The sequence below is a fragment of the Bacillus salipaludis genome (genome assembly GCF_004358205.1).
In genome coordinates this window covers 42,480-60,955 of the sequence record NZ_SMYO01000019.1, presented here as the reverse complement: position 1 = coordinate 60,955, position 18,476 = coordinate 42,480, and the positions used below count along the sequence as shown (strand labels likewise).

General features: G+C 40.9%; 20 protein-coding genes, 1 rRNA gene and 1 other annotated feature. All 21 genes read left to right on the top strand.

Annotated features, from left to right (window positions below):
* The first annotated feature begins 54 nt into the window (after positions 1–54).
* The 21 genes from rrf to rplK all read left to right on the top strand — a co-directional run bounded on the left by rrf (position 55) and on the right by rplK (position 18,384).
* Positions 55–171: ribosomal RNA gene (rrf, locus tag E2K98_RS25750) — 5S ribosomal RNA — on the top strand.
* A 326-nt stretch (positions 172–497) separates the two neighbouring features.
* Entirely contained in the window at positions 498–959 is a 462-nt protein-coding gene (locus E2K98_RS25745) for a CtsR family transcriptional regulator (RefSeq protein ID WP_026574058.1), read from the top strand.
* A 26-nt stretch (positions 960–985) separates the two neighbouring features.
* Positions 986–1,534: a UvrB/UvrC motif-containing protein gene (locus tag E2K98_RS25740; RefSeq protein WP_133339266.1), complete on the top strand. Its 549-nt coding sequence runs from the start codon at positions 986–988 to the stop codon at positions 1,532–1,534.
* 1 nt (position 1,535) lies between these two features.
* Complete coding sequence (locus E2K98_RS25735; protein ID WP_133339264.1) at positions 1,536–2,609, top strand: protein arginine kinase; 1,074 nt, start codon at positions 1,536–1,538, stop codon at positions 2,607–2,609.
* A gap of 13 nt (positions 2,610–2,622) precedes the next feature.
* A complete protein-coding gene (gene clpC, locus E2K98_RS25730; protein WP_133339262.1) occupies positions 2,623–5,064 on the top strand; it encodes an ATP-dependent protease ATP-binding subunit ClpC in 2,442 nt (813 codons plus the stop codon).
* A gap of 150 nt (positions 5,065–5,214) precedes the next feature.
* The gene (gene radA, locus E2K98_RS25725) at positions 5,215–6,597 is read left to right on the top strand and encodes a DNA repair protein RadA (RefSeq protein WP_133339260.1); all 1,383 of its coding nucleotides are present in this window, start codon (positions 5,215–5,217) and stop codon (positions 6,595–6,597) included.
* A gap of 3 nt (positions 6,598–6,600) precedes the next feature.
* Entirely contained in the window at positions 6,601–7,674 is a 1,074-nt protein-coding gene (gene disA, locus E2K98_RS25720; protein WP_133339258.1) for a DNA integrity scanning diadenylate cyclase DisA, read from the top strand.
* A 101-nt stretch (positions 7,675–7,775) separates the two neighbouring features.
* Complete coding sequence (locus E2K98_RS25715; protein WP_133339256.1) at positions 7,776–8,864, top strand: PIN/TRAM domain-containing protein; 1,089 nt, start codon at positions 7,776–7,778, stop codon at positions 8,862–8,864.
* Positions 8,865–8,948: 84 nt separating this feature from the next.
* A complete protein-coding gene (ispD, locus tag E2K98_RS25710; protein ID WP_133339254.1) occupies positions 8,949–9,638 on the top strand; it encodes a 2-C-methyl-D-erythritol 4-phosphate cytidylyltransferase in 690 nt (229 codons plus the stop codon).
* 2 nt (positions 9,639–9,640) lie between these two features.
* Positions 9,641–10,123, top strand: a complete 483-nt coding sequence (gene ispF, locus E2K98_RS25705; RefSeq protein ID WP_133339252.1) for a 2-C-methyl-D-erythritol 2,4-cyclodiphosphate synthase — start codon at positions 9,641–9,643, stop codon at positions 10,121–10,123.
* Positions 10,124–10,257: 134 nt separating this feature from the next.
* Positions 10,258–11,715: a glutamate--tRNA ligase gene (gene gltX, locus E2K98_RS25700; RefSeq protein WP_133339250.1), complete on the top strand. Its 1,458-nt coding sequence runs from the start codon at positions 10,258–10,260 to the stop codon at positions 11,713–11,715.
* A gap of 49 nt (positions 11,716–11,764) precedes the next feature.
* Positions 11,765–11,992 (top strand) — a binding site (T-box leader).
* A gap of 71 nt (positions 11,993–12,063) precedes the next feature.
* Entirely contained in the window at positions 12,064–12,735 is a 672-nt protein-coding gene (cysE, locus tag E2K98_RS25695) for a serine O-acetyltransferase (RefSeq protein ID WP_197031409.1), read from the top strand.
* Complete coding sequence (gene cysS, locus E2K98_RS25690; protein WP_133339248.1) at positions 12,716–14,113, top strand: cysteine--tRNA ligase; 1,398 nt, start codon at positions 12,716–12,718, stop codon at positions 14,111–14,113. The genes cysE and cysS overlap by 20 nt, the downstream gene beginning before the upstream one ends.
* Positions 14,114–14,116: 3 nt before the next feature.
* Positions 14,117–14,542, top strand: coding sequence for a Mini-ribonuclease 3 (locus tag E2K98_RS25685; RefSeq protein ID WP_133339246.1), 426 nt, complete (start codon positions 14,117–14,119; stop codon positions 14,540–14,542).
* Positions 14,539–15,282: a 23S rRNA (guanosine(2251)-2'-O)-methyltransferase RlmB gene (rlmB, locus tag E2K98_RS25680; RefSeq protein ID WP_133339244.1), complete on the top strand. Its 744-nt coding sequence runs from the start codon at positions 14,539–14,541 to the stop codon at positions 15,280–15,282. The genes E2K98_RS25685 and rlmB overlap by 4 nt, the downstream gene beginning before the upstream one ends.
* Positions 15,283–15,284: 2 nt before the next feature.
* Positions 15,285–15,794 carry an NYN domain-containing protein gene (locus tag E2K98_RS25675; RefSeq protein WP_133339242.1) on the top strand — a complete coding sequence of 170 codons (510 nt, stop codon included), beginning with the start codon at positions 15,285–15,287 and terminating at the stop codon, positions 15,792–15,794.
* A gap of 68 nt (positions 15,795–15,862) precedes the next feature.
* A complete protein-coding gene (gene sigH, locus E2K98_RS25670; RefSeq protein WP_026574073.1) occupies positions 15,863–16,513 on the top strand; it encodes an RNA polymerase sporulation sigma factor SigH in 651 nt (216 codons plus the stop codon).
* Positions 16,514–16,631: 118 nt separating this feature from the next.
* Positions 16,632–16,778 carry a 50S ribosomal protein L33 gene (gene rpmG / locus E2K98_RS25665; RefSeq protein WP_081810729.1) on the top strand — a complete coding sequence of 49 codons (147 nt, stop codon included), beginning with the start codon at positions 16,632–16,634 and terminating at the stop codon, positions 16,776–16,778.
* 44 nt (positions 16,779–16,822) lie between these two features.
* Positions 16,823–17,005: a preprotein translocase subunit SecE gene (gene secE / locus E2K98_RS25660; RefSeq protein WP_133339240.1), complete on the top strand. Its 183-nt coding sequence runs from the start codon at positions 16,823–16,825 to the stop codon at positions 17,003–17,005.
* 226 nt (positions 17,006–17,231) lie between these two features.
* Positions 17,232–17,765 (top strand): transcription termination/antitermination protein NusG, encoded by a 534-nt coding sequence (nusG, locus tag E2K98_RS25655; protein ID WP_026574075.1) that lies wholly within the window; start codon positions 17,232–17,234, stop codon positions 17,763–17,765.
* Between the two features lie 193 nt (positions 17,766–17,958).
* Positions 17,959–18,384, top strand: a complete 426-nt coding sequence (gene rplK, locus E2K98_RS25650; RefSeq protein WP_026565509.1) for a 50S ribosomal protein L11 — start codon at positions 17,959–17,961, stop codon at positions 18,382–18,384.
* Positions 18,385–18,476: the final 92 nt, after the last annotated feature.

Sequence of the window (18,476 nt, the reverse complement as noted above, 5' to 3'; positions counted from 1 at the left end):
AAAACTTCTTCTGTATTATCTAGTTTTGAGGGAATGATACCTCAAACTTAATAGTCTGGCAATAATGGCGAGAAGGTCACACCCGTTCCCATACCGAACACGGAAGTTAAGCTTCTCAGCGCCGATGGTAGTTGGGGGCTGTCCCCCTGTGAGAGTAGGACGTTGCCAGGCATAATGAGGGACAACCTGATGAGGGTTGTCCTTTTTTGTGTTTTGTGGACGTAATTACAGTAATCACCCCCTCCTATATCTAATTACAGACAAATATCCCCAAACATTTTACCACCACCATGTTTCACAATGACGAGATTTGGAGAAAATCATTAGTATCTGATTGTTGAAACTTCAAACGCTTTTCAGTATAATTAATGTCAAATATAGTCAAAGTCAGAAACACCAGCTAAACAATAATTTAAATAAAATCAAGCAAAAGGAGGTGAATCCTGGCAGCGGCAAAATATTGAAAAAAATCAAATAAGCTGCAGCCAGTTGGGAAGATGAGAAACATCTCCGACATTATTGAAAATTATTTAAAAGCAGTGTTAGAAAAAAGCGAACAAGACCTCGTTGAAATTAAACGAAGTGAAATTGCAGATAAATTTCAATGTGTACCATCACAAATAAATTACGTAATTAATACCCGGTTTACAATAGAAAGAGGATATATTGTTGAGAGTAAACGCGGCGGTGGAGGGTATATAAGAATTACGAAAGTACAATCCCACGAATTTGCCGATCTAATCCATCATTTGATCTCACTTGTAGAGGAACGAATCAGCCAGGCAAGTGCTGAAGATGTTATTCTAAGACTTGTACATGAAGAAATTATTACAAATCGAGAAGCAAAAATCATGTTAAGTGTAATTGATCGTTCCGTTTTATATATTGAACTTCCGTACCGTGACGAATTGCGGGCAAGAATGTTAAAGGCAATGTTAACTACCTTAAAATATAAATAATGATACTAGCTGGAGGGGTGATGAGGATGATTTGCCAGGAATGTAATCAAAGGCCTGCAGCACTCCACTTCACAAAAATTATTAATGGTGAAAAAACAGAGGTTCATCTTTGTGAGAAATGTGCACAGGAAAAAGGGAATATGTTTATGTTAAATGGAGGCTCAAGTTTTGCCTTTAATAATTTATTAGCTGGACTTTTGAATATTGATCCTTCCTATCAAAAACAGGAAAAGAGCCCATTTCATCAGGAGGAAATTCTTCAATGCAGCCATTGCTCAATGACGTTTCCACAATTCTTAAAAATTGGACGCTTCGGATGTGCGCATTGTTATGAAACTTTTAAGGACCAGCTAAAGCCTGTTTTAAAACGTCTTCACAGCGGAAACTGGTCCCATAGTGGAAAGATTCCCAAAAGAATCGGTGGTGGCATTCATCTTCGAAAGCAAATCGACGAATTAAAAAATGAATTAAGAGATTTGATTACCCATGAAGAGTTTGAAAAAGCAGCAGAAGTACGTGATGAGATTCGTACACTTGAAAAACAGTTAACGGGCAGTCAGGGGGGAGGGGAATAAAATGCCGCTTGAACGATTTATTAACCAAGCCCTTAGTTCATGGATGAGGCAGGTAGGGCCTGATTCAGATATAGTACTTAGTTCGCGAATCCGTTTAGCTCGAAACTTTGAGAAATATAAATTTCCGACATTATTTTCGCATGAAGAGGCAAAAGAGATTATTGCCAATCTAGAGGAAGTTTTAAATACGGCGGATATCACAAAGTTTGGGCAAATGGAATTATTAAAGATCAATGACCTACAGCCTCTTCAAAAATTAGTTTTAGTTGAAAAACATTTAATCAGTCCTCTTCTTGCAGAAGATTCACCCTATGGAGCTGTTCTTTTAACCGAAAATGAAGAAGTTAGTATTATGGTTAATGAAGAGGATCATATCCGTATTCAGTGCCTGTTCCCCGGTTTGCAGCTAAAAGAAGCACTTGAAGCAGCGAATGAAATTGATGACTGGCTTGAAAGCCGGATTCAATATGCATTTGATGAAAAACATGGTTATTTAACAAGCTGTCCCACAAATGTGGGAACCGGTCTCCGTGCTTCCGTCATGATGCATTTGCCTGGACTAATCCTAACGCAGCAAATGAATCGGATTATCCCGGCGATTAACCAATTAGGTCTTGTAGTTAGAGGGATTTATGGAGAGGGCAGTGAAGCATTAGGAAATATTTTTCAAATATCCAATCAAATTACTCTTGGGAAATCAGAAGAAGATATCTGCCGTGATTTAAAGGGGGTTGTTAGTCAGCTAATTTCACAAGAAAGGTCGGCTCGTGAAGCATTACGCAAAACTTCAAACATACAATTAGAAGACAGGTTATTCAGATCGTTCGGTGTATTATCCAATAGCCGGATTATCGAATCGAAGGAAGCTGCGAAATGTTTATCCGACGTTCAGCTTGGAATTGATATGGGATATATCACGAATATGCCCAAGAATATGTTAACGGAATTAATGATTTCAACCCAGCCGGGATTCTTGCAGCAATATGCAGGCGGGCCACTAAGGCCGCATGAAAGGGATATAAGGCGTGCGGCTTTAATTCGAGAACGAATAAAAATGGAAACCGATAAAAGGTGAGGAGGAAGAGAATATGATGTTCGGACGTTTTACAGAAAGAGCTCAAAAGGTATTAGCGTTAGCCCAAGAGGAAGCAATCCGTCTTGGCCATAATAATATTGGAACAGAGCATATTTTATTAGGACTGGTTCGTGAAGGGGAAGGGATTGCAGCAAAAGCACTTTATGGACTTGGTTTAGGCTCTGATAAAATTCAAAAAGAAGTTGAAAACTTAATTGGCAAAGGACAGGAAGTTCCGCAAACCATTCACTATACACCAAGAGCGAAAAAAGTAATTGAATTATCAATGGATGAGGCGAGAAAGCTGGGCCATTCATACGTTGGAACGGAACATATTCTCCTTGGTCTCATTCGTGAAGGTGAAGGAGTTGCGGCACGGGTTCTTAATAATCTAGGTGTTAGCCTAAATAAAGCACGCCAGCAAGTGTTGCAATTACTGGGCAGCAATGAGTCAGGCGGTCATCAGGGGAGTGCTTCTGCCAGCGCCAATACCCCAACACTGGACAGTCTTGCTAGAGATTTAACGGCAATCGCAAGGGAAGGAAGCCTTGACCCAGTGATTGGCCGAAGTAAAGAAATCCAGCGTGTTATTGAGGTATTAAGCCGCCGGACAAAAAACAACCCAGTTTTAATCGGGGAACCTGGTGTTGGTAAAACTGCAATAGCGGAAGGGCTTGCCCAGCAAATTGTTAATAATGAAGTTCCTGAGATTCTCCGGGATAAACGGGTCATGACGTTAGATATGGGAACGGTTGTTGCCGGTACAAAGTATCGCGGTGAGTTTGAGGACCGTTTGAAAAAGGTAATGGATGAAATCCGCCAAGCAGGTAATATCATTCTATTTATTGATGAACTACACACATTAATTGGAGCCGGTGGTGCGGAAGGTGCTATTGACGCCTCCAATATTTTAAAACCTTCCCTTGCACGCGGCGAGCTTCAGTGTATCGGTGCAACGACTCTGGATGAGTACCGTAAATACATTGAAAAGGATGCAGCGTTAGAGCGACGTTTCCAACCGATTCGTGTCGATGAACCGACAGCTGAAGAATCGATTCAAATTTTACAAGGATTGCGCGATCGCTACGAGGCACATCACCGTGTATCAATTACAGATGAAGCAATTGAAGCAGCTGTAAAATTATCGGACCGTTATATTTCTGATCGCTTCCTGCCGGATAAGGCGATTGACTTGATTGATGAAGCAGGTTCGAAAGTACGCTTACGTTCCTATACGACTCCTCCAAACTTAAAAGAACTAGAAGTAAAGCTTGAGGATGTCCGAAAGGAAAAAGATGCTTCAGTACAAAGCCAGGAATTTGAAAAAGCAGCATCTTTAAGGGATACGGAGCAGCGCCTGCGTGAACAGCTCGAAGAAACGAAAAAGACATGGAAAGAAAAACAAGGAAAAGAAAATAATGAAGTTACAGTTGAAGATATCGCGAATGTTGTTTCCAGTTGGACGGGAGTTCCGGTCTCAAGACTGGCTCAAACAGAAACAGAAAAGCTTCTTAATTTAGAAGAAATTTTACATTCTCGCGTAATTGGCCAGGAAGAAGCTGTTAAGGCGGTTTCGAAAGCAGTCCGTCGTGCACGGGCAGGATTAAAGGATCCAAAACGCCCAATCGGTTCCTTTGTTTTCCTTGGACCTACAGGTGTCGGGAAAACAGAGTTGGCAAGAGCACTTGCGGAAGCAATGTTTGGTGATGAAGAGGCAATGATTCGGATTGATATGTCTGAATACATGGAGAAACACTCCACTTCCCGTCTTGTCGGTTCCCCTCCGGGATATGTCGGCTATGAGGAAGGCGGACAATTAACGGAAAAAGTAAGAAGAAAACCTTATTCGGTTATTTTGCTGGATGAAATTGAAAAGGCACATCCTGATGTTTTCAATATTCTCTTGCAGGTTCTTGAAGATGGGCGCTTAACTGACTCAAAAGGAAGAACGGTTGATTTCCGTAATACCGTCTTGATCATGACATCAAACGTGGGTGCCGAGGCATTGAAACGCAATAAATATGTCGGCTTTAATATCCAGGATGGTGAGCAGGATTACAAAGACATGAAAGGGAAAGTGATGGAAGAATTGAAGAAGGCCTTCCGTCCAGAGTTCTTGAACCGGATTGATGAAATCATTGTCTTCCATGCATTGGAGAGAAAGCATTTGCAGGAAATTGTTACATTATTGTCTGATCAGTTAACAAAACGCTTGAAAGAACAAAATATTGAGCTTGAGTTAACGGAGGCAGCGAAGGATAAGATCTGCCTGGAAGGATATGATCCGGAATATGGGGCAAGACCACTGCGCCGCGCCATTCAGAAGCATATTGAAGATCGCCTATCTGAAGAGTTGCTAAAAGGTACAGTGCTAACAGGCCAGAATGTGATCATTGATGTTGATAATGGTGAATTTACCGTAAGGACGGCGGAAAAAACTAGTCTAGCAAAATAGATTTATAAAAGGTACAATCGGAAAAACACAAGTAGAGGTACACGTGAATATCGTTGATCGTGTGCCTCTTTATTTTTACATATTTATCCAATTGATTATTTGTTGTACAATAGGTGTGTAGATTACTTAAAGGCAAAAGAGGTAGAAGTAATGGTAAAGCGAAAAACTAAGTTCATGTGTCAGGAATGTGGATATGAATCTCCCAAATGGATGGGGAAATGTCCGGGATGCGGTCAGTGGAATAAGATGGTCGAAGAGGTAGAGGTAACGGGTGGAAATCGAAGAGGAGCCTTTGCACATGCCCAGGGCGGTGCGGAGATTCTTTCAAAGGCTATGCCGATCACGTCCATTGAAACAGGCAGTGAACCAAGGATTTTAACCAATTTGAGTGAGCTTAACCGAGTACTGGGTGGTGGAATTGTCAGGGGATCATTGGTCCTGATTGGCGGTGATCCAGGTATTGGTAAATCCACACTTCTTTTGCAGGTATCATCACAGCTCGCCCATAATGGGAATAAAGTTTTATACATATCCGGTGAAGAATCGCTAAGGCAGACCAAGCTTCGTGCCGAGCGCTTAGGGGTATCTTCTGAAAATTTATTTGTGTATTCGGAAACAAGCCTAGAGGAAATTAACCGCACGATCGAAGCTGCGAATCCGGCCTTTGTCATTATTGATTCGATTCAAACCATTTACCATCCCGAGGTTACTTCAGCCCCGGGCAGCGTTTCACAGGTTCGTGAATGTACGGCCGAGTTAATGAGAATTGGAAAGACGAAGGGAATTGCGATTTTTATTGTTGGGCATGTAACGAAAGAAGGTTCGATTGCCGGTCCAAGATTATTAGAGCATATGGTTGACACTGTTTTATATTTCGAAGGGGAACGGCATCATACGTACCGGATTTTACGTGCCGTGAAAAACCGCTTTGGCTCCACGAATGAAATGGGAATTTTTGAAATGAAAGAGGCTGGCCTTGAGGAAGTGGCGAACCCTTCGGAAATTTTTCTAGAAGAGCGTTCAAGGGGGGCGGCAGGTTCAACGGTTGTCGCTTCGATGGAGGGGACACGGCCAGTATTAGTGGAAATCCAAGCACTTATTTCTCCTACAAGCTTCGGGAATCCGAGAAGAATGGCCACAGGAATCGACCATAACCGGGTTCCGCTTTTAATGGCTGTATTGGAAAAGCGTGTCGGTATGCTGCTCGCCAATCAAGATGCCTATCTAAAGGTAGCTGGCGGAGTGAAGCTGGATGAACCGGCGATTGACTTAGCGATTGCGGTCAGCATTGCCTCAAGCTTTCGTGATCAGCCGACAAGACCAACGGACTGTATTATTGGGGAAGTAGGGTTAACCGGTGAGGTCAGAAGGGTATCTAGAATTGAGCAGCGTGTTCAAGAGGCAGCAAAGCTTGGATTTGAACGTGTGATTTTACCCGCTAATAATTTAAGTGGATGGACTGGACCAAAAGATATTCAATTAATTGGGGTTTCATCTGTAAGTGAAGCCCTTAAAGCAGCGTTGGGAGGGTAGTAGATGGAAGTAAAAAGGCTTGGTGAGCAATCTGTAAGTGAAGTATTACCATTCATTGCACCAGGAACACCCCTTCGTGAAGGAATCGATAATGTGCTTCGGGCTAACACCGGGGGACTGATTGTAGTTGGTTATAATGATAAGGTGAAAAGTCTTGTGGATGGCGGCTTTCAAGTGAACTGTCCATTTTCACCAAGCTTTTTATATGAACTTGCAAAGATGGATGGCGCGATTATTCTTAATGAATTGGGCACGAAAATTCTCTTTGCGAATGCCCATCTTGCTCCGGACTCCACGGTGCCCTCCTCAGAAACAGGGATGCGCCACCGGACTGCTGAACGGGTGGCCAAACAAACAAAAGCGCTTGTGATTGCAATTTCCCAAAGAAGAAATGTCATTACTCTTTATCAAGGGAATTTACGCTATGCACTTAGGGATATCGGTGTGATTTTAACGAAGGCCAATCAAGCAGTACAAACGCTTGAAAAATATAAGGCTGTCTTAGAAGAAAGTATTACAAACTTAAGCATTTTAGAGTTTGAGGAATCTGTTACCTATACAGACTTTTTACTAGTTCTTCATCGGTTTGAGATGGTGTTAAAAATAAAAAATGAATTACTAACTTATTTAAATGAACTCGGAACAGAAGGAAGGCTGATCCGACTGCAAATCAATGAAATTTTAACAGAACTGGAAGAGGAAATGATGTTAATCCTTAAGGATTATGCGTTTGACCGGGAGACGAAAGCGCAGGAGGTCCTGGGCCGGTTGCAAGTCATGGCGAATCATGAAACCATGGAAGATATGGTATTATTAAAAATGATGGGCTATCAAGGATATGTACATCTCGATGAAAATAAGAACCCAAGGGGATACCGGATTCTAAATAAAATTCCGCGGCTGCCTGCGGTAATTGTTGAAAATCTCGTAACACGTTTTGGTACGCTCCCTAAAATTATTTTTGCAACGGTAGAGGAGCTCGATGATGTGGAGGGAATTGGAGAAGTACGTGCTAAGAAGATTAAAGAGGGTCTGAGATTGTTAAAAGAACGTCTGTATACAGAGAGACAACTTTAAAAGGAATACATTTCAAAATGGTTACAATTTGGAAAAATAATCATGAAACGAAGGTTTCAAATTGATGAAAATGTTTATAATGAAATAGAGGAGGTGAAGGAATGTTAAAACGAATTGTTCAAGCTTGCTTCCTCATTACCGGAGGTACGCTTGGAATCTTATTAATCCCTGAATTACTTAAATTAATCAACATGAATGACATTCCGATTGTCAGTAACTCATATGTCACTGCTATTATAGGTGCAATTATTTTTTATCTTATTACCTTTTGGGCAGTTGATTATGTACATGAATTTATTAAATGGACTGAGGATTCTTTAATTAAAATCCCGGTAACGGATGTACTTTTCGGCAGTATTGGGTTAATTTTTGGATTATTGGTGGCCTTTTTAATTGGCTTTGCCCTAAATGCGGTAAAGGTGCCAATTTTGAATGCAGTCGCTCCCATTCTACTGACCTTACTATTTGGTTATCTCGGTTTTCAAGTTGGGTTTAAGAAAAGGGATGAGTTATTAAATCTCTTTACAAACCGAATTGGAAAGAAAAAGTCAGGAGAGGAAGAACCCGAAAAGGCAGCATTCCAGCAATTAAAAATTCTCGATACTAGCGTCATTATTGATGGACGGGTTGCTGATATTTGCCAGACAGGATTTTTGGAAGGAACCATTGTCATCCCCCAATTTGTGCTGGAAGAGCTCCAGCATATTGCTGATTCATCCGATGTTTTAAAACGAAATCGCGGTCGGAGAGGTTTGGATATTCTCAATCGTATTCAAAAAGAGCTTGCGATAAAGGTTGAGATTTACGAGGGAGACTTTGAAGAAATTCAAGAGGTAGACAGCAAATTGGTCAAGCTTGCCAAGTTGACCAATGGCATTCTTGTGACCAATGATTTTAATTTAAACAAGGTTTGTGAATTACAGAACGTAACGGTGTTAAATATCAATGATTTGGCGAATGCGGTTAAACCGGTTGTTCTTCCGGGTGAAGAATTAACGGTGCAGGTTATTAAGGACGGAAAAGAATACCATCAGGGAGTTGCTTACCTTGATGACGGGACTATGATTGTGGTCGAAGAAGGACGAGAGTATATTGGAAAAAGAATTGAGGTTCTTGTTACTAGTGTACTGCAAACATCTGCGGGAAGGATGATTTTTGCGAAACCAAAATTATTAGAAAAGGCTTTGTAACAAGAAAAGCGAAAGTGCTTTTGCCAGGCGTTGGAATTGACACTAAAAACGGCAGAGTATGTTAGATAGAATTGGGGTTATAAGATGGGCTACCAGGTCATTCTCCCGGCAGCAGGTCAGGGAAAAAGAATGGGTGCAGGGAAAAATAAGCTGTTGCTTGAGTTAAGCGCTATTCCTATATTGATCCATACATTAAGGGTGTTCGAAGAGGACGAAAAATGTGATGGCATAATATTAGCGATACATCCCCAGGATGAAGCTGAATTTAATGTCTTGCTTAAACAATATCAGATTGAGAAAGTAAAAGGCCTGGTACCGGGTGGAAAAGAACGTCAGCACAGTATCCATCATGCATTGAAAACAGTGAAGGATGGCGAAATGATTCTTGTTCATGATGCCGCCCGCCCCTTTATTAGAAAAGAATATATTCACCGTCTGATAAAGGCAGCGGAAGAAACTGGTGCGGCGATTATTGGCGTACCGGCAAAAGACACGATGAAAACAGTGCGCAATCGAACGGTGCTGGGAACAGTCGAACGATCTAGCTTGTGGGCAGTACAAACCCCACAAGCTTTTCGCATGTCCATTTTGCTTGAAGCCTATGAAAATGCAGAAAGTGAAAACTTTTTAGGGACGGATGATGCAAGCTTAGTGGAGCGAATCCCCCACCCCGTTACAGTGGTGGAAGGAGATTATGATAATATTAAGCTAACAACACCGGAGGATTTATTTTTTGCCGAAGCAATATTGAAAAAAAGAAAAGGGAGTTTTTAAAGATGTTTCGAATTGGACAAGGCTTTGATGTTCACCAATTAACGGAAGGACGCCCGCTCATTATCGGTGGTATAAAAATCCCTTACGAAAAAGGGCTGTTGGGCCATTCTGATGCCGATGTATTATTACATACCGTTTCGGATGCCTGTCTTGGCGCAATTGGAGAAGGGGACATCGGCAGGCACTTTCCGGATACCGATCCAAATTTTAAGGATGCTGATTCTGCTAAGTTGATGGAGCACGTATGGAAGCTCGTGAAAGAAAAAGGCTATGAGCTCGTAAATGCCGATTGCACTATCATTGCGCAAAAGCCAAAAATGGCTCCTTATATTGAGCAGATGAAAGGCCGGATTGCTGAATTACTTGAAGCAGCACCGGACCAGGTCAATGTAAAAGCTACCACTACAGAAAAACTCGGCTTTACCGGAAGAGAAGAGGGAATTGCAGCCCAGGCTGTTGTGTTATTAAAGAAAATAAATGCTTAATCTTTATACTTTACAGTGGTAAAATATCAGGTGAAAACAATTCCGAAAAGATGTCTAGCTGCAGCGCCTAGGGGCTTGAGGTCACAAGCCCCTGGGCAAGGCGCTTTTGCTTTTCTTAGGAGGCACTATATATCATGTCAAATGAAGTTCGTGTAAGGTATGCTCCAAGTCCAACTGGACATTTACATATTGGGAATGCTCGTACTGCGTTATTTAATTATTTGTTTGCACGCAATAAGGGCGGGAAATTTATCATCCGGATTGAGGATACTGATAAAAAGCGGAACATTGCCGGTGGAGAAGAAAGCCAATTAAAATATTTAAAATGGCTCGGAATGGATTGGGACGAAAGTGTTGATATCGGCGGTGAATATGGTCCATACCGTCAATCGGAACGGAATGATATTTATGAAGTCTATTACAAGCAATTATTAGAAAACGGTAAAGCTTATAAATGCTACTGCACCGAAGAAGAGTTAGAGGCTGAACGTGAAGGACAGATCGCTAGAGGGGAAAATCCTCAATATTCAGGAAAGTGCCGCCATTTAACAGCGGAACAGCGCAGCCAGCTTGAGGGCGAAGGCCGTCAGCCAAGCATCCGGATTGCGGTTCCCCAAGAAACAACCTATACATTTGATGATATGGTAAAAGGTGTTGTATCTTTCGAATCCGAAGGGATCGGCGACTATGTAATCGTGAAGAAGGACGGAACTCCAACCTATAATTTTGCTGTTGCAGTAGATGATCATTTAATGGAAATCTCCCATGTTTTACGTGGGGATGACCATATTTCAAATACCCCGAAACAGCTTGTAGTTTATGAAGCATTAGGCTGGGAACCGCCAATTTTTGGACATATGACCTTAATCGTCAATGAGAGTCGAAGAAAATTAAGTAAGCGCGATGAATCAATTATTCAATTTATTGAGCAATATGAGGATTTAGGTTATCTGCCGGAGGCATTATTTAATTTTATTACATTGCTCGGTTGGTCACCTGCAGGGGAAGAAGAAATTTATTCGAAAGCGGAATTTATTGAATTGTTTGATGCGGAACGACTTTCCAAATCACCTGCATTATTTGACAAGCAAAAACTTGCTTGGATGAACAATCAGTACATGAAAAAGGTGGAGCTTGACCGCGTTTATCAACTTGCGGTTCCACATTTAATCAAAGCAGGCCGTTTGCCTGAAAAAATGACGGAGGCCGAGCAGCACTGGGCTAAAAGTCTTGTTGCTCTTTTCCAAGAAAAAATGAGCTTTGGCGCAGAAATCGTCGAGCTTACCGAGTTATTTTTCAAGGATGAGGCAGAATATGAAGAAGAGGCAAAAGAGATTCTTTCCGGTGAACAGGTTCCGGAAGTGTTGAAGGCATTTTCCCATGAACTTGACCAGCTTCCAAGCTTTGAAGCAAATGGAATTAAAGCTGCAATGAAAGCTGTTCAAAAGTCAACAGGACAAAAAGGGAAAAATCTTTTTATGCCGATTCGTGCAGCCGTAACGGGTCAAACACATGGGCCGGATTTGCCGCAGGCGATTGAGCTTTTAGGAAAAGAAAAAATTCAAGCAAGAATTAATAAAATTATCAGTTAACAATTGAAATAAAAAAATAATATAGTAAAATTAAATAAATTCCATATGCATGAAAGTGAAGAAGAGGATAAGTAAAAAAATGATGTTTTAAAGAGAGAACCATCACCGGCTGAAAGTGGTTCAGGCCGCTCATTTTTTGAAATGCACCTCTGAGCCCCATTTCGAAAAGGAGGATTCCAGAGTAGATATGGGCGGAACCTATCCGTTAACAGGTAGAGTGAGACCGAAATAGAGTTTTGGTCTAATCAGAGTGGAACCGCGCTTAAGCGTCTCTGTCGTATAGACAGGGACGCTTTTTTATATTAATGGGGAATTTTGGGCTGTGTTTTCAAAAAAGGGGGGGAAACCATCATGTTTAAAACATTTAAAGAGGACGTTGAGGTTATATTTGAACAGGATCCAGCGGCACGAAGTTATTTTGAGGTGGTATTAACATATTCCGGTTTACACGCCATTTGGGCACATCGAATTGCTCATGCCTTCTATAAGCGAAAATTTTATTTTATCGCGAGGGTGATTTCGCAGGTCAGCCGTTTTTTTACCGGAATTGAAATTCACCCGGGGGCAAAAATAGGCAGAAGATTTTTTATTGACCATGGCATGGGTGTCGTCATTGGGGAAACCTGTGAAATAGGGGATAACGTAACAGTTTTCCAAGGGGTAACGCTTGGCGGAACTGGGAAAGAAAAGGGAAAACGTCATCCAACCATTAAGGACAACGCCTTGATTGCTACAGGGGCTAAGGTACTTGGATCAATTACGGTTGGGGAAAATTCAAAAATTGGTGCCGGCTCTGTTGTTTTAAAAGAGGTGCCGCCAAACTCTACCGTTGTAGGTGTTCCAGGCAGAGTTGTCATTCAGAACGGAAAACGAATTAATAAGGACTTCAACCATTGCGATCTGCCAGATCCAATTGCGGATCGGTTATCGGAAATGCAAAACGAGATCAATCGGTTACAGCACCATTTAGATGAACTGGAAGATGAAGGGAGCAAGCTTAATGACCATTCAGTTATATAATACACTTACACGAAAAAAGGAAACATTCGTTCCATTAGAAGAAGGTAAGGTAAAAATGTATGTCTGCGGTCCAACGGTTTATAATTATATTCATATAGGCAATGCGCGTCCGGCCATTGTATTTGATACCGTCCGCCGTTATTTGGAATACCGAGGCTTTGAGGTGAAATACGTATCAAACTTTACCGATGTTGACGATAAGCTGATTCGAGCAGCCAATCAATTGGGTGAAGATGTTCCGACAATTGCCAATCGCTTCATCCATGCCTATTTTGAGGATGTATCTGCATTAGGCTGCCAAAAAGCCGATGTCCATCCGCGTGTAATGGAAAATATGGATATTATTATCGACTTTATCAGCCAATTGATTGAAAAAGGTTATGCCTATGAGTCAGAGGGAGATGTCTACTTCCGTACAAGAAAGTTTGATGAATACGGTAAACTATCACATCAATCAATTGATGAGCTTCGGGTAGGGGCAAGGATTGAGGTTGGCGAAAAGAAACAAGATGATCTTGACTTTGCTCTATGGAAAGCTGCAAAGGAAGGAGAAATCTTCTGGGAAAGTCCGTGGGGAATAGGCAGACCAGGCTGGCATATTGAGTGCTCGGCAATGGCGAAAAAATATCTGGGTGAGACCATTGACATTCATGCCGGCGGACAGGATTTAACCTTCCCGCATCATGAAAATGAAATTGCCCAATCAGAAGCACTTTCTGGAAAAACATTTGCAAATTACTGGATGCATAATGGCTATATTAATATTGATAATGAAAAAATGTCAAAATCACTTGGCAATTTTGTGTTAGTCCATGACATTATTAAAAAGCATAACCCACAAGTATTACGATTCTTTATGCTGTCTGTTCATTACCGCAATCCAATCAATTATAGCGAGGAATTATTAGAAAGTACGAAGGCCGCATTCGAAAGGTTGACCACCTCCTACCAAAATTTAAAGCATCGCAAAGAGGCAAGTACAGACTTAACCAATAATAATCAGGAGTGGCTTGAAAAAATAGCAGAAATGCGCGGCCAATTTATAAAGGAAATGGATGATGATTTTAACACAGCTAATGCCATTTCAGTTCTATTCGAGCTTTCAAAATTGGCGAACTATTATTTGCTCGAAAAAAATACAGCGAAGATTGTAATCGATGAATTTATCAACGAATTTGAGCAATTGTTCCGCGTTTTAGGTTTAACACTTGAAAAAGAAGAAATGTTGGACGAAGAAATTGATGCCTTACTTGAAAAAAGAATTCAAGCCCGCAAGGATCGTAATTTTCAGTTAGCAGATCAAATTCGGGATCAGCTAAAAGCGTTGAATATTATTTTAGAAGATACACCTCAGGGTACACGCTGGAAAAGAGGATAATTCATGCTTGATTATGAGAACCATGTGGATGCAAAACAATTAAATAGTCTGGCACTTGCTTACATGGGTGATGCTGTATTTGAAATTTACGTACGGCGTCACCTGCTGCAAAGTGGAAAAGTAAGGCCAAACCAGTTACATCATGCCGGGACGAAATATGTTTCCGCAAAAGCGCAGTGCCAAATTTTGTTTCATATGATGGATGACCATCTTCTTACGGAAGAAGAAACGGCTGTCATCATGCGGGGCCGAAATGCAAAGTCAGGAACCGTTCCCAAAAATACGGATGTGCAAACGTACCGTTACAGCACTGCGTTTGAAGCACTGATGGGACATCTATATTTAACGGGGGAACTGATCCGGTTAGAAGAACTTATTCAAAAAGCATTTACCTATGTAGACGAAAAGAAAGGAGGAACAACAGGATGACCCAAGAATATATCATCGGAAAAAATCCAGTAATTGAAGCACTAAAGTCAAATCGCGATATCAATAAAATTCTCATTGCCGAGGGTTCACAGCGGGGGCAAATGCAGCAAATTACCCAGCTTGCTAAAGAGGGAAATGTGATTGTTCAATTTGTTCCAAAGAAAAAAATTGATCAAATTACAGATCAAAATCATCAAGGGGTCCTTGCGTACGTGGCAGCCTACCAATATGCAGAAATGGATGATTTATTTGCTGCAGCAGAAAAGAAAAATGAACCTCCTTTCTTTTTATTATTAGATGAAATTGAAGACCCGCATAACCTTGGTTCCATTATGAGAACAGCTGATTCGGTAGGGGCACATGGCATTATTATCCCAAAGCGAAGAGCTGTTGGACTAACCGCGACAGTGGCAAAAGCCTCGACTGGAGCAATTGAATATATACCTGTTGTCCGTGTGACAAATATGGCTCGTACCATTGATGAGTTAAAGGAACGGGGTGTATGGATTGCCGGAACAGATGCCAAAGGGAAAGAGGATTACCGTCAATTTGATGGGACGCTTCCACTTGGCCTCGTGATTGGCAGTGAGGGAAAAGGAATGGGCAGGCTTGTGCGAGATAAATGTGACTTCTTAATTCATTTGCCAATGGCCGGCAAGGTTACATCCTTGAATGCATCCGTTGCAGCGGCATTACTCATGTATGAGGTATTCCGAAAAAGGCACCCTCTTGAGGGATAGAAATGGATATCCTGCTTGTCGATGGCTATAACATTATCGGTGCCTGGCCCGATTTAAGGGGTTTAAAGGAACGTGATTTACCTGCCGCACGGGATCGCTTGGTGGAAAAAATGGCAGAATACCAAGCCTTTTCCGGTTACCGTGTGATCGTGGTTTTTGATGCACAGTATGTTCAGGGCACCGAGAAAAAATATAAAAATCATAAAGTAGAAGTGATTTTTACAAAGAAAAATGAAACAGCGGATGAACGGATTGAGAAATTGGCGATTAGCCTAAATAATCGAAAAACGCAAATTCACGTAGCTACATCTGATTTTACAGAACAATGGGCGATTTTTGGACAAGGGGCACTGAGGAAATCTGCTAGGGAATTACTGATTGAAATGTCTTCAATTGAAAAAGGCATAGAAAAGAGGGTAAAGAAAATTCAAGAGAAACGGCCTGCTGCAAAGATTCAAATTAGTGATGAAATGGCAGAAATTTTTGAAAAATGGCGCAGGGGAGAAAAGTAAGAATTGACGGTCAAAAAAACCATCATGTATACTTAGATTATCTATGCTTGTTCGGTGGAGGGGATCTAGTGAGTACAGACTTCGGGATAAAAATCAACGAACAATTTTTTTCAATGGAAGATGAAGAAATTGTGGATCTAGTGCACCAGGGTGAAAGTGAAGCGTTGGATTATTTAATCCACAAGTATCGAAATTTTGTACGGGCAAAAGCAAGATCCTACTTTTTAATTGGGGCAGATAAGGAAGACATTGTCCAGGAGGGTATGATCGGGCTGTATAAGGCGATACGTGATTTTCGGGAGGACAAGCTCACTTCATTTAAAGCGTTTGCAGAGCTTTGTATTACCCGCCAAATTATTACGGCAATAAAAACAGCAACAAGGCAAAAGCATATTCCGTTAAATTCATATGTCTCATTGGACAAGCCTATTTATGATGAAGAATCAGACCGAACATTAATGGATATTTTATCTGGGGCAAAAGTGCTTGACCCAGAGGAATTAATCATTAATCAAGAAGAATTTGATCATATTGAGGTAAAAATGACTGAATTATTGAGTGATCTAGAAAGGAAGGTTCTGGCACTCTACCTTGATGGACAATCCTATCAGGAGATTTCTGAGGAACTAAACCGCCATGTTAAATCGATCGATAATGCGTTGCAGCGCGTAAAGCGAAAGCTTGAAAGATACCTTGAAATCCGGGAGTTTTCCTTGTAATTTATAACTAGTATAAATATGGAATTTATGTGAATGCGTTCCCAACTATTATTGACATATAGTATGTACCGTGTTACATTTTTAGGATATAATAGTAGGACAATTGAAGGTGTCAAATATGAGTAAAAAGGTTATCCTTGCATGCGTTGACTGTGGTTCAAGGAATTATTCAACGATCGGCAAGCAGGAAAAATCAGAGAGATTAGAATTGAAAAAATTCTGCAAAACTTGTAATTCGCATACATTACACCGTGAGACAAAGTAATTTTAATATAGTTAGTAGGCAATCCCGATTTTGGAGGTTACAGAATGCAGCGCATAAAGAAGTTCTTCAGTGATGTTTTCCGCGAGATGAGAAAGGTTAGCTGGCCAAAACGCGGTGAATTAACAAGATATACAGTTACTGTTTTATCTACCGTTGTGTTTGTTGCTCTTTTCTTTGAAGTAATAGATTTAGGAATTTCTAAATTGATTCGTTTAATTCTTGAATAATAGATGTTATTTCATGGTATAATGGTGATTAATACAGGAAATTTTTATGCAAAGCCCGTTTAACGGGTTTTTTATTTTGGCTGTGTTCAGTAGTTGAATTTGTAATTATGATAATTGGAGCGGAGCGCCCGCGGAAAGCGAAATGTCTGGAGCGCAAATCAGCAAGCAAGTTTAACACAGCTTTAAATTGAAAAATACAGGGAGGGACGGACACTAGTCCTCTTAAATGGAAAAGAATTGGTATGTTGTTCATACTTACTCAGGCTATGAAAATAAAGTAAAAGCCAATCTGGAAAAGCGCGTTGAATCAATGGGGATGGCGGATAAAATTTTCCGAGTAGTTGTACCTGAGGAAGAAGAAACCGAAATTAAAAATGGTAAAAAGAAAGTCGTAAAACGAAAAGTTTTCCCTGGATATGTACTAGTTGAAATTGTTATGACCGATGATTCTTGGTACGTCGTACGGAATACACCTGGAGTAACTGGATTCGTTGGCTCTGCCGGTTCAGGCTCAAAACCGACACCGCTTCTTCCGGAAGAGGTGACGGTATTACTGAAACGCATGGGAGTAGAAGAAAAGCGTTTGGATGTGGATTTTGAAATTGGTGAAACCGTACGCGTAAAAGAAGGCCCATTTGCTAACTTTACCGGTACTGTAGAAGAAATGGACAAGGATAAAGCTAAGCTTAAAGTACTTGTTAATATGTTTGGCCGTGATACGCCTGTAGAGTTAGATTTTACGCAAATTGATAAGCTCTAAAAAGAAAAATTGATTGATATTGTAAAAAAACTTGAAATCAATTATAAAAAATGTTAATATTTCATAGGTCAGTATGTCTCGATTTTTGAGACAAGACTTTGTCAAGTTCTTTATCTTTATATAAAGACAGATGCCTTGAGTGGGAGGGTGAATACCCTATTACCACATCACGGACTTTAAGGAGGTGTGTCTCGTGGCTAAAAAAGTAATTAAAGTTGTTAAATTGCAAATCCCTGCTGGTAAAGCGAATCCTGCACCACCAGTTGGTCCTGCACTAGGTCAAGCCGGTGTTAATATCATGGGATTCTGTAAGGAATTTAACGCTCGTACAGCTGATCAAGCTGGATTAATTATTCCTGTTGAAATTACGGTGTTTGAAGACCGTTCATTTACATTTATTACGAAAACTCCTCCTGCTGCCGTTCTTTTGAAAGTAGCAGCTGGAATCCAGTCTGGTTCTGGTGAACCAAACCGTAATAAAGTAGCAACAGTTAAGCGTAACACAGTACGCGAGATTGCGGAACAGAAAATGCCTGATCTTAACGCAGCTAGCGTTGAAGCAGCAATGCGCATGGTTGAAGGTACTGCACGCAGCATGGGAATCGTTATCGAAGATTAATCCATGTAAACTGTTGATGATGTAATGAGAGGGTTGCGAAGTTCTAAAATATTCGCAACCTTTTTCGTGGGAGTTATTCAACGTTAAAACCA

Bases quoted from the DNA above. Each gene is read 5' to 3' on its own strand.
- E2K98_RS25745 (WP_026574058.1), top strand. From the start codon at position 498: ATGAGAAACATCTCCGACATTATTGAAAATTATTTAAAAGCAGTGTTA.
- E2K98_RS25740 (WP_133339266.1), top strand. From the start codon at position 986: ATGATTTGCCAGGAATGTAATCAAAGGCCTGCAGCACTCCACTTCACA.
- E2K98_RS25735 (WP_133339264.1), top strand. From the start codon at position 1,536: ATGCCGCTTGAACGATTTATTAACCAAGCCCTTAGTTCATGGATGAGG.
- clpC (WP_133339262.1), top strand. From the start codon at position 2,623: ATGATGTTCGGACGTTTTACAGAAAGAGCTCAAAAGGTATTAGCGTTA.
- radA (WP_133339260.1), top strand. From the start codon at position 5,215: ATGGTAAAGCGAAAAACTAAGTTCATGTGTCAGGAATGTGGATATGAA.
- disA (WP_133339258.1), top strand. From the start codon at position 6,601: ATGGAAGTAAAAAGGCTTGGTGAGCAATCTGTAAGTGAAGTATTACCA.
- E2K98_RS25715 (WP_133339256.1), top strand. From the start codon at position 7,776: ATGTTAAAACGAATTGTTCAAGCTTGCTTCCTCATTACCGGAGGTACG.
- ispD (WP_133339254.1), top strand. From the start codon at position 8,949: ATGGGCTACCAGGTCATTCTCCCGGCAGCAGGTCAGGGAAAAAGAATG.
- ispF (WP_133339252.1), top strand. From the start codon at position 9,641: ATGTTTCGAATTGGACAAGGCTTTGATGTTCACCAATTAACGGAAGGA.
- gltX (WP_133339250.1), top strand. From the start codon at position 10,258: ATGTCAAATGAAGTTCGTGTAAGGTATGCTCCAAGTCCAACTGGACAT.
- cysS (WP_133339248.1), top strand. From the start codon at position 12,716: ATGACCATTCAGTTATATAATACACTTACACGAAAAAAGGAAACATTC.
- E2K98_RS25685 (WP_133339246.1), top strand. From the start codon at position 14,117: ATGCTTGATTATGAGAACCATGTGGATGCAAAACAATTAAATAGTCTG.
- rlmB (WP_133339244.1), top strand. From the start codon at position 14,539: ATGACCCAAGAATATATCATCGGAAAAAATCCAGTAATTGAAGCACTA.
- E2K98_RS25675 (WP_133339242.1), top strand. From the start codon at position 15,285: ATGGATATCCTGCTTGTCGATGGCTATAACATTATCGGTGCCTGGCCC.
- rpmG (WP_081810729.1), top strand. From the start codon at position 16,632: ATGAGTAAAAAGGTTATCCTTGCATGCGTTGACTGTGGTTCAAGGAAT.
- secE (WP_133339240.1), top strand. From the start codon at position 16,823: ATGCAGCGCATAAAGAAGTTCTTCAGTGATGTTTTCCGCGAGATGAGA.
- nusG (WP_026574075.1), top strand. From the start codon at position 17,232: ATGGAAAAGAATTGGTATGTTGTTCATACTTACTCAGGCTATGAAAAT.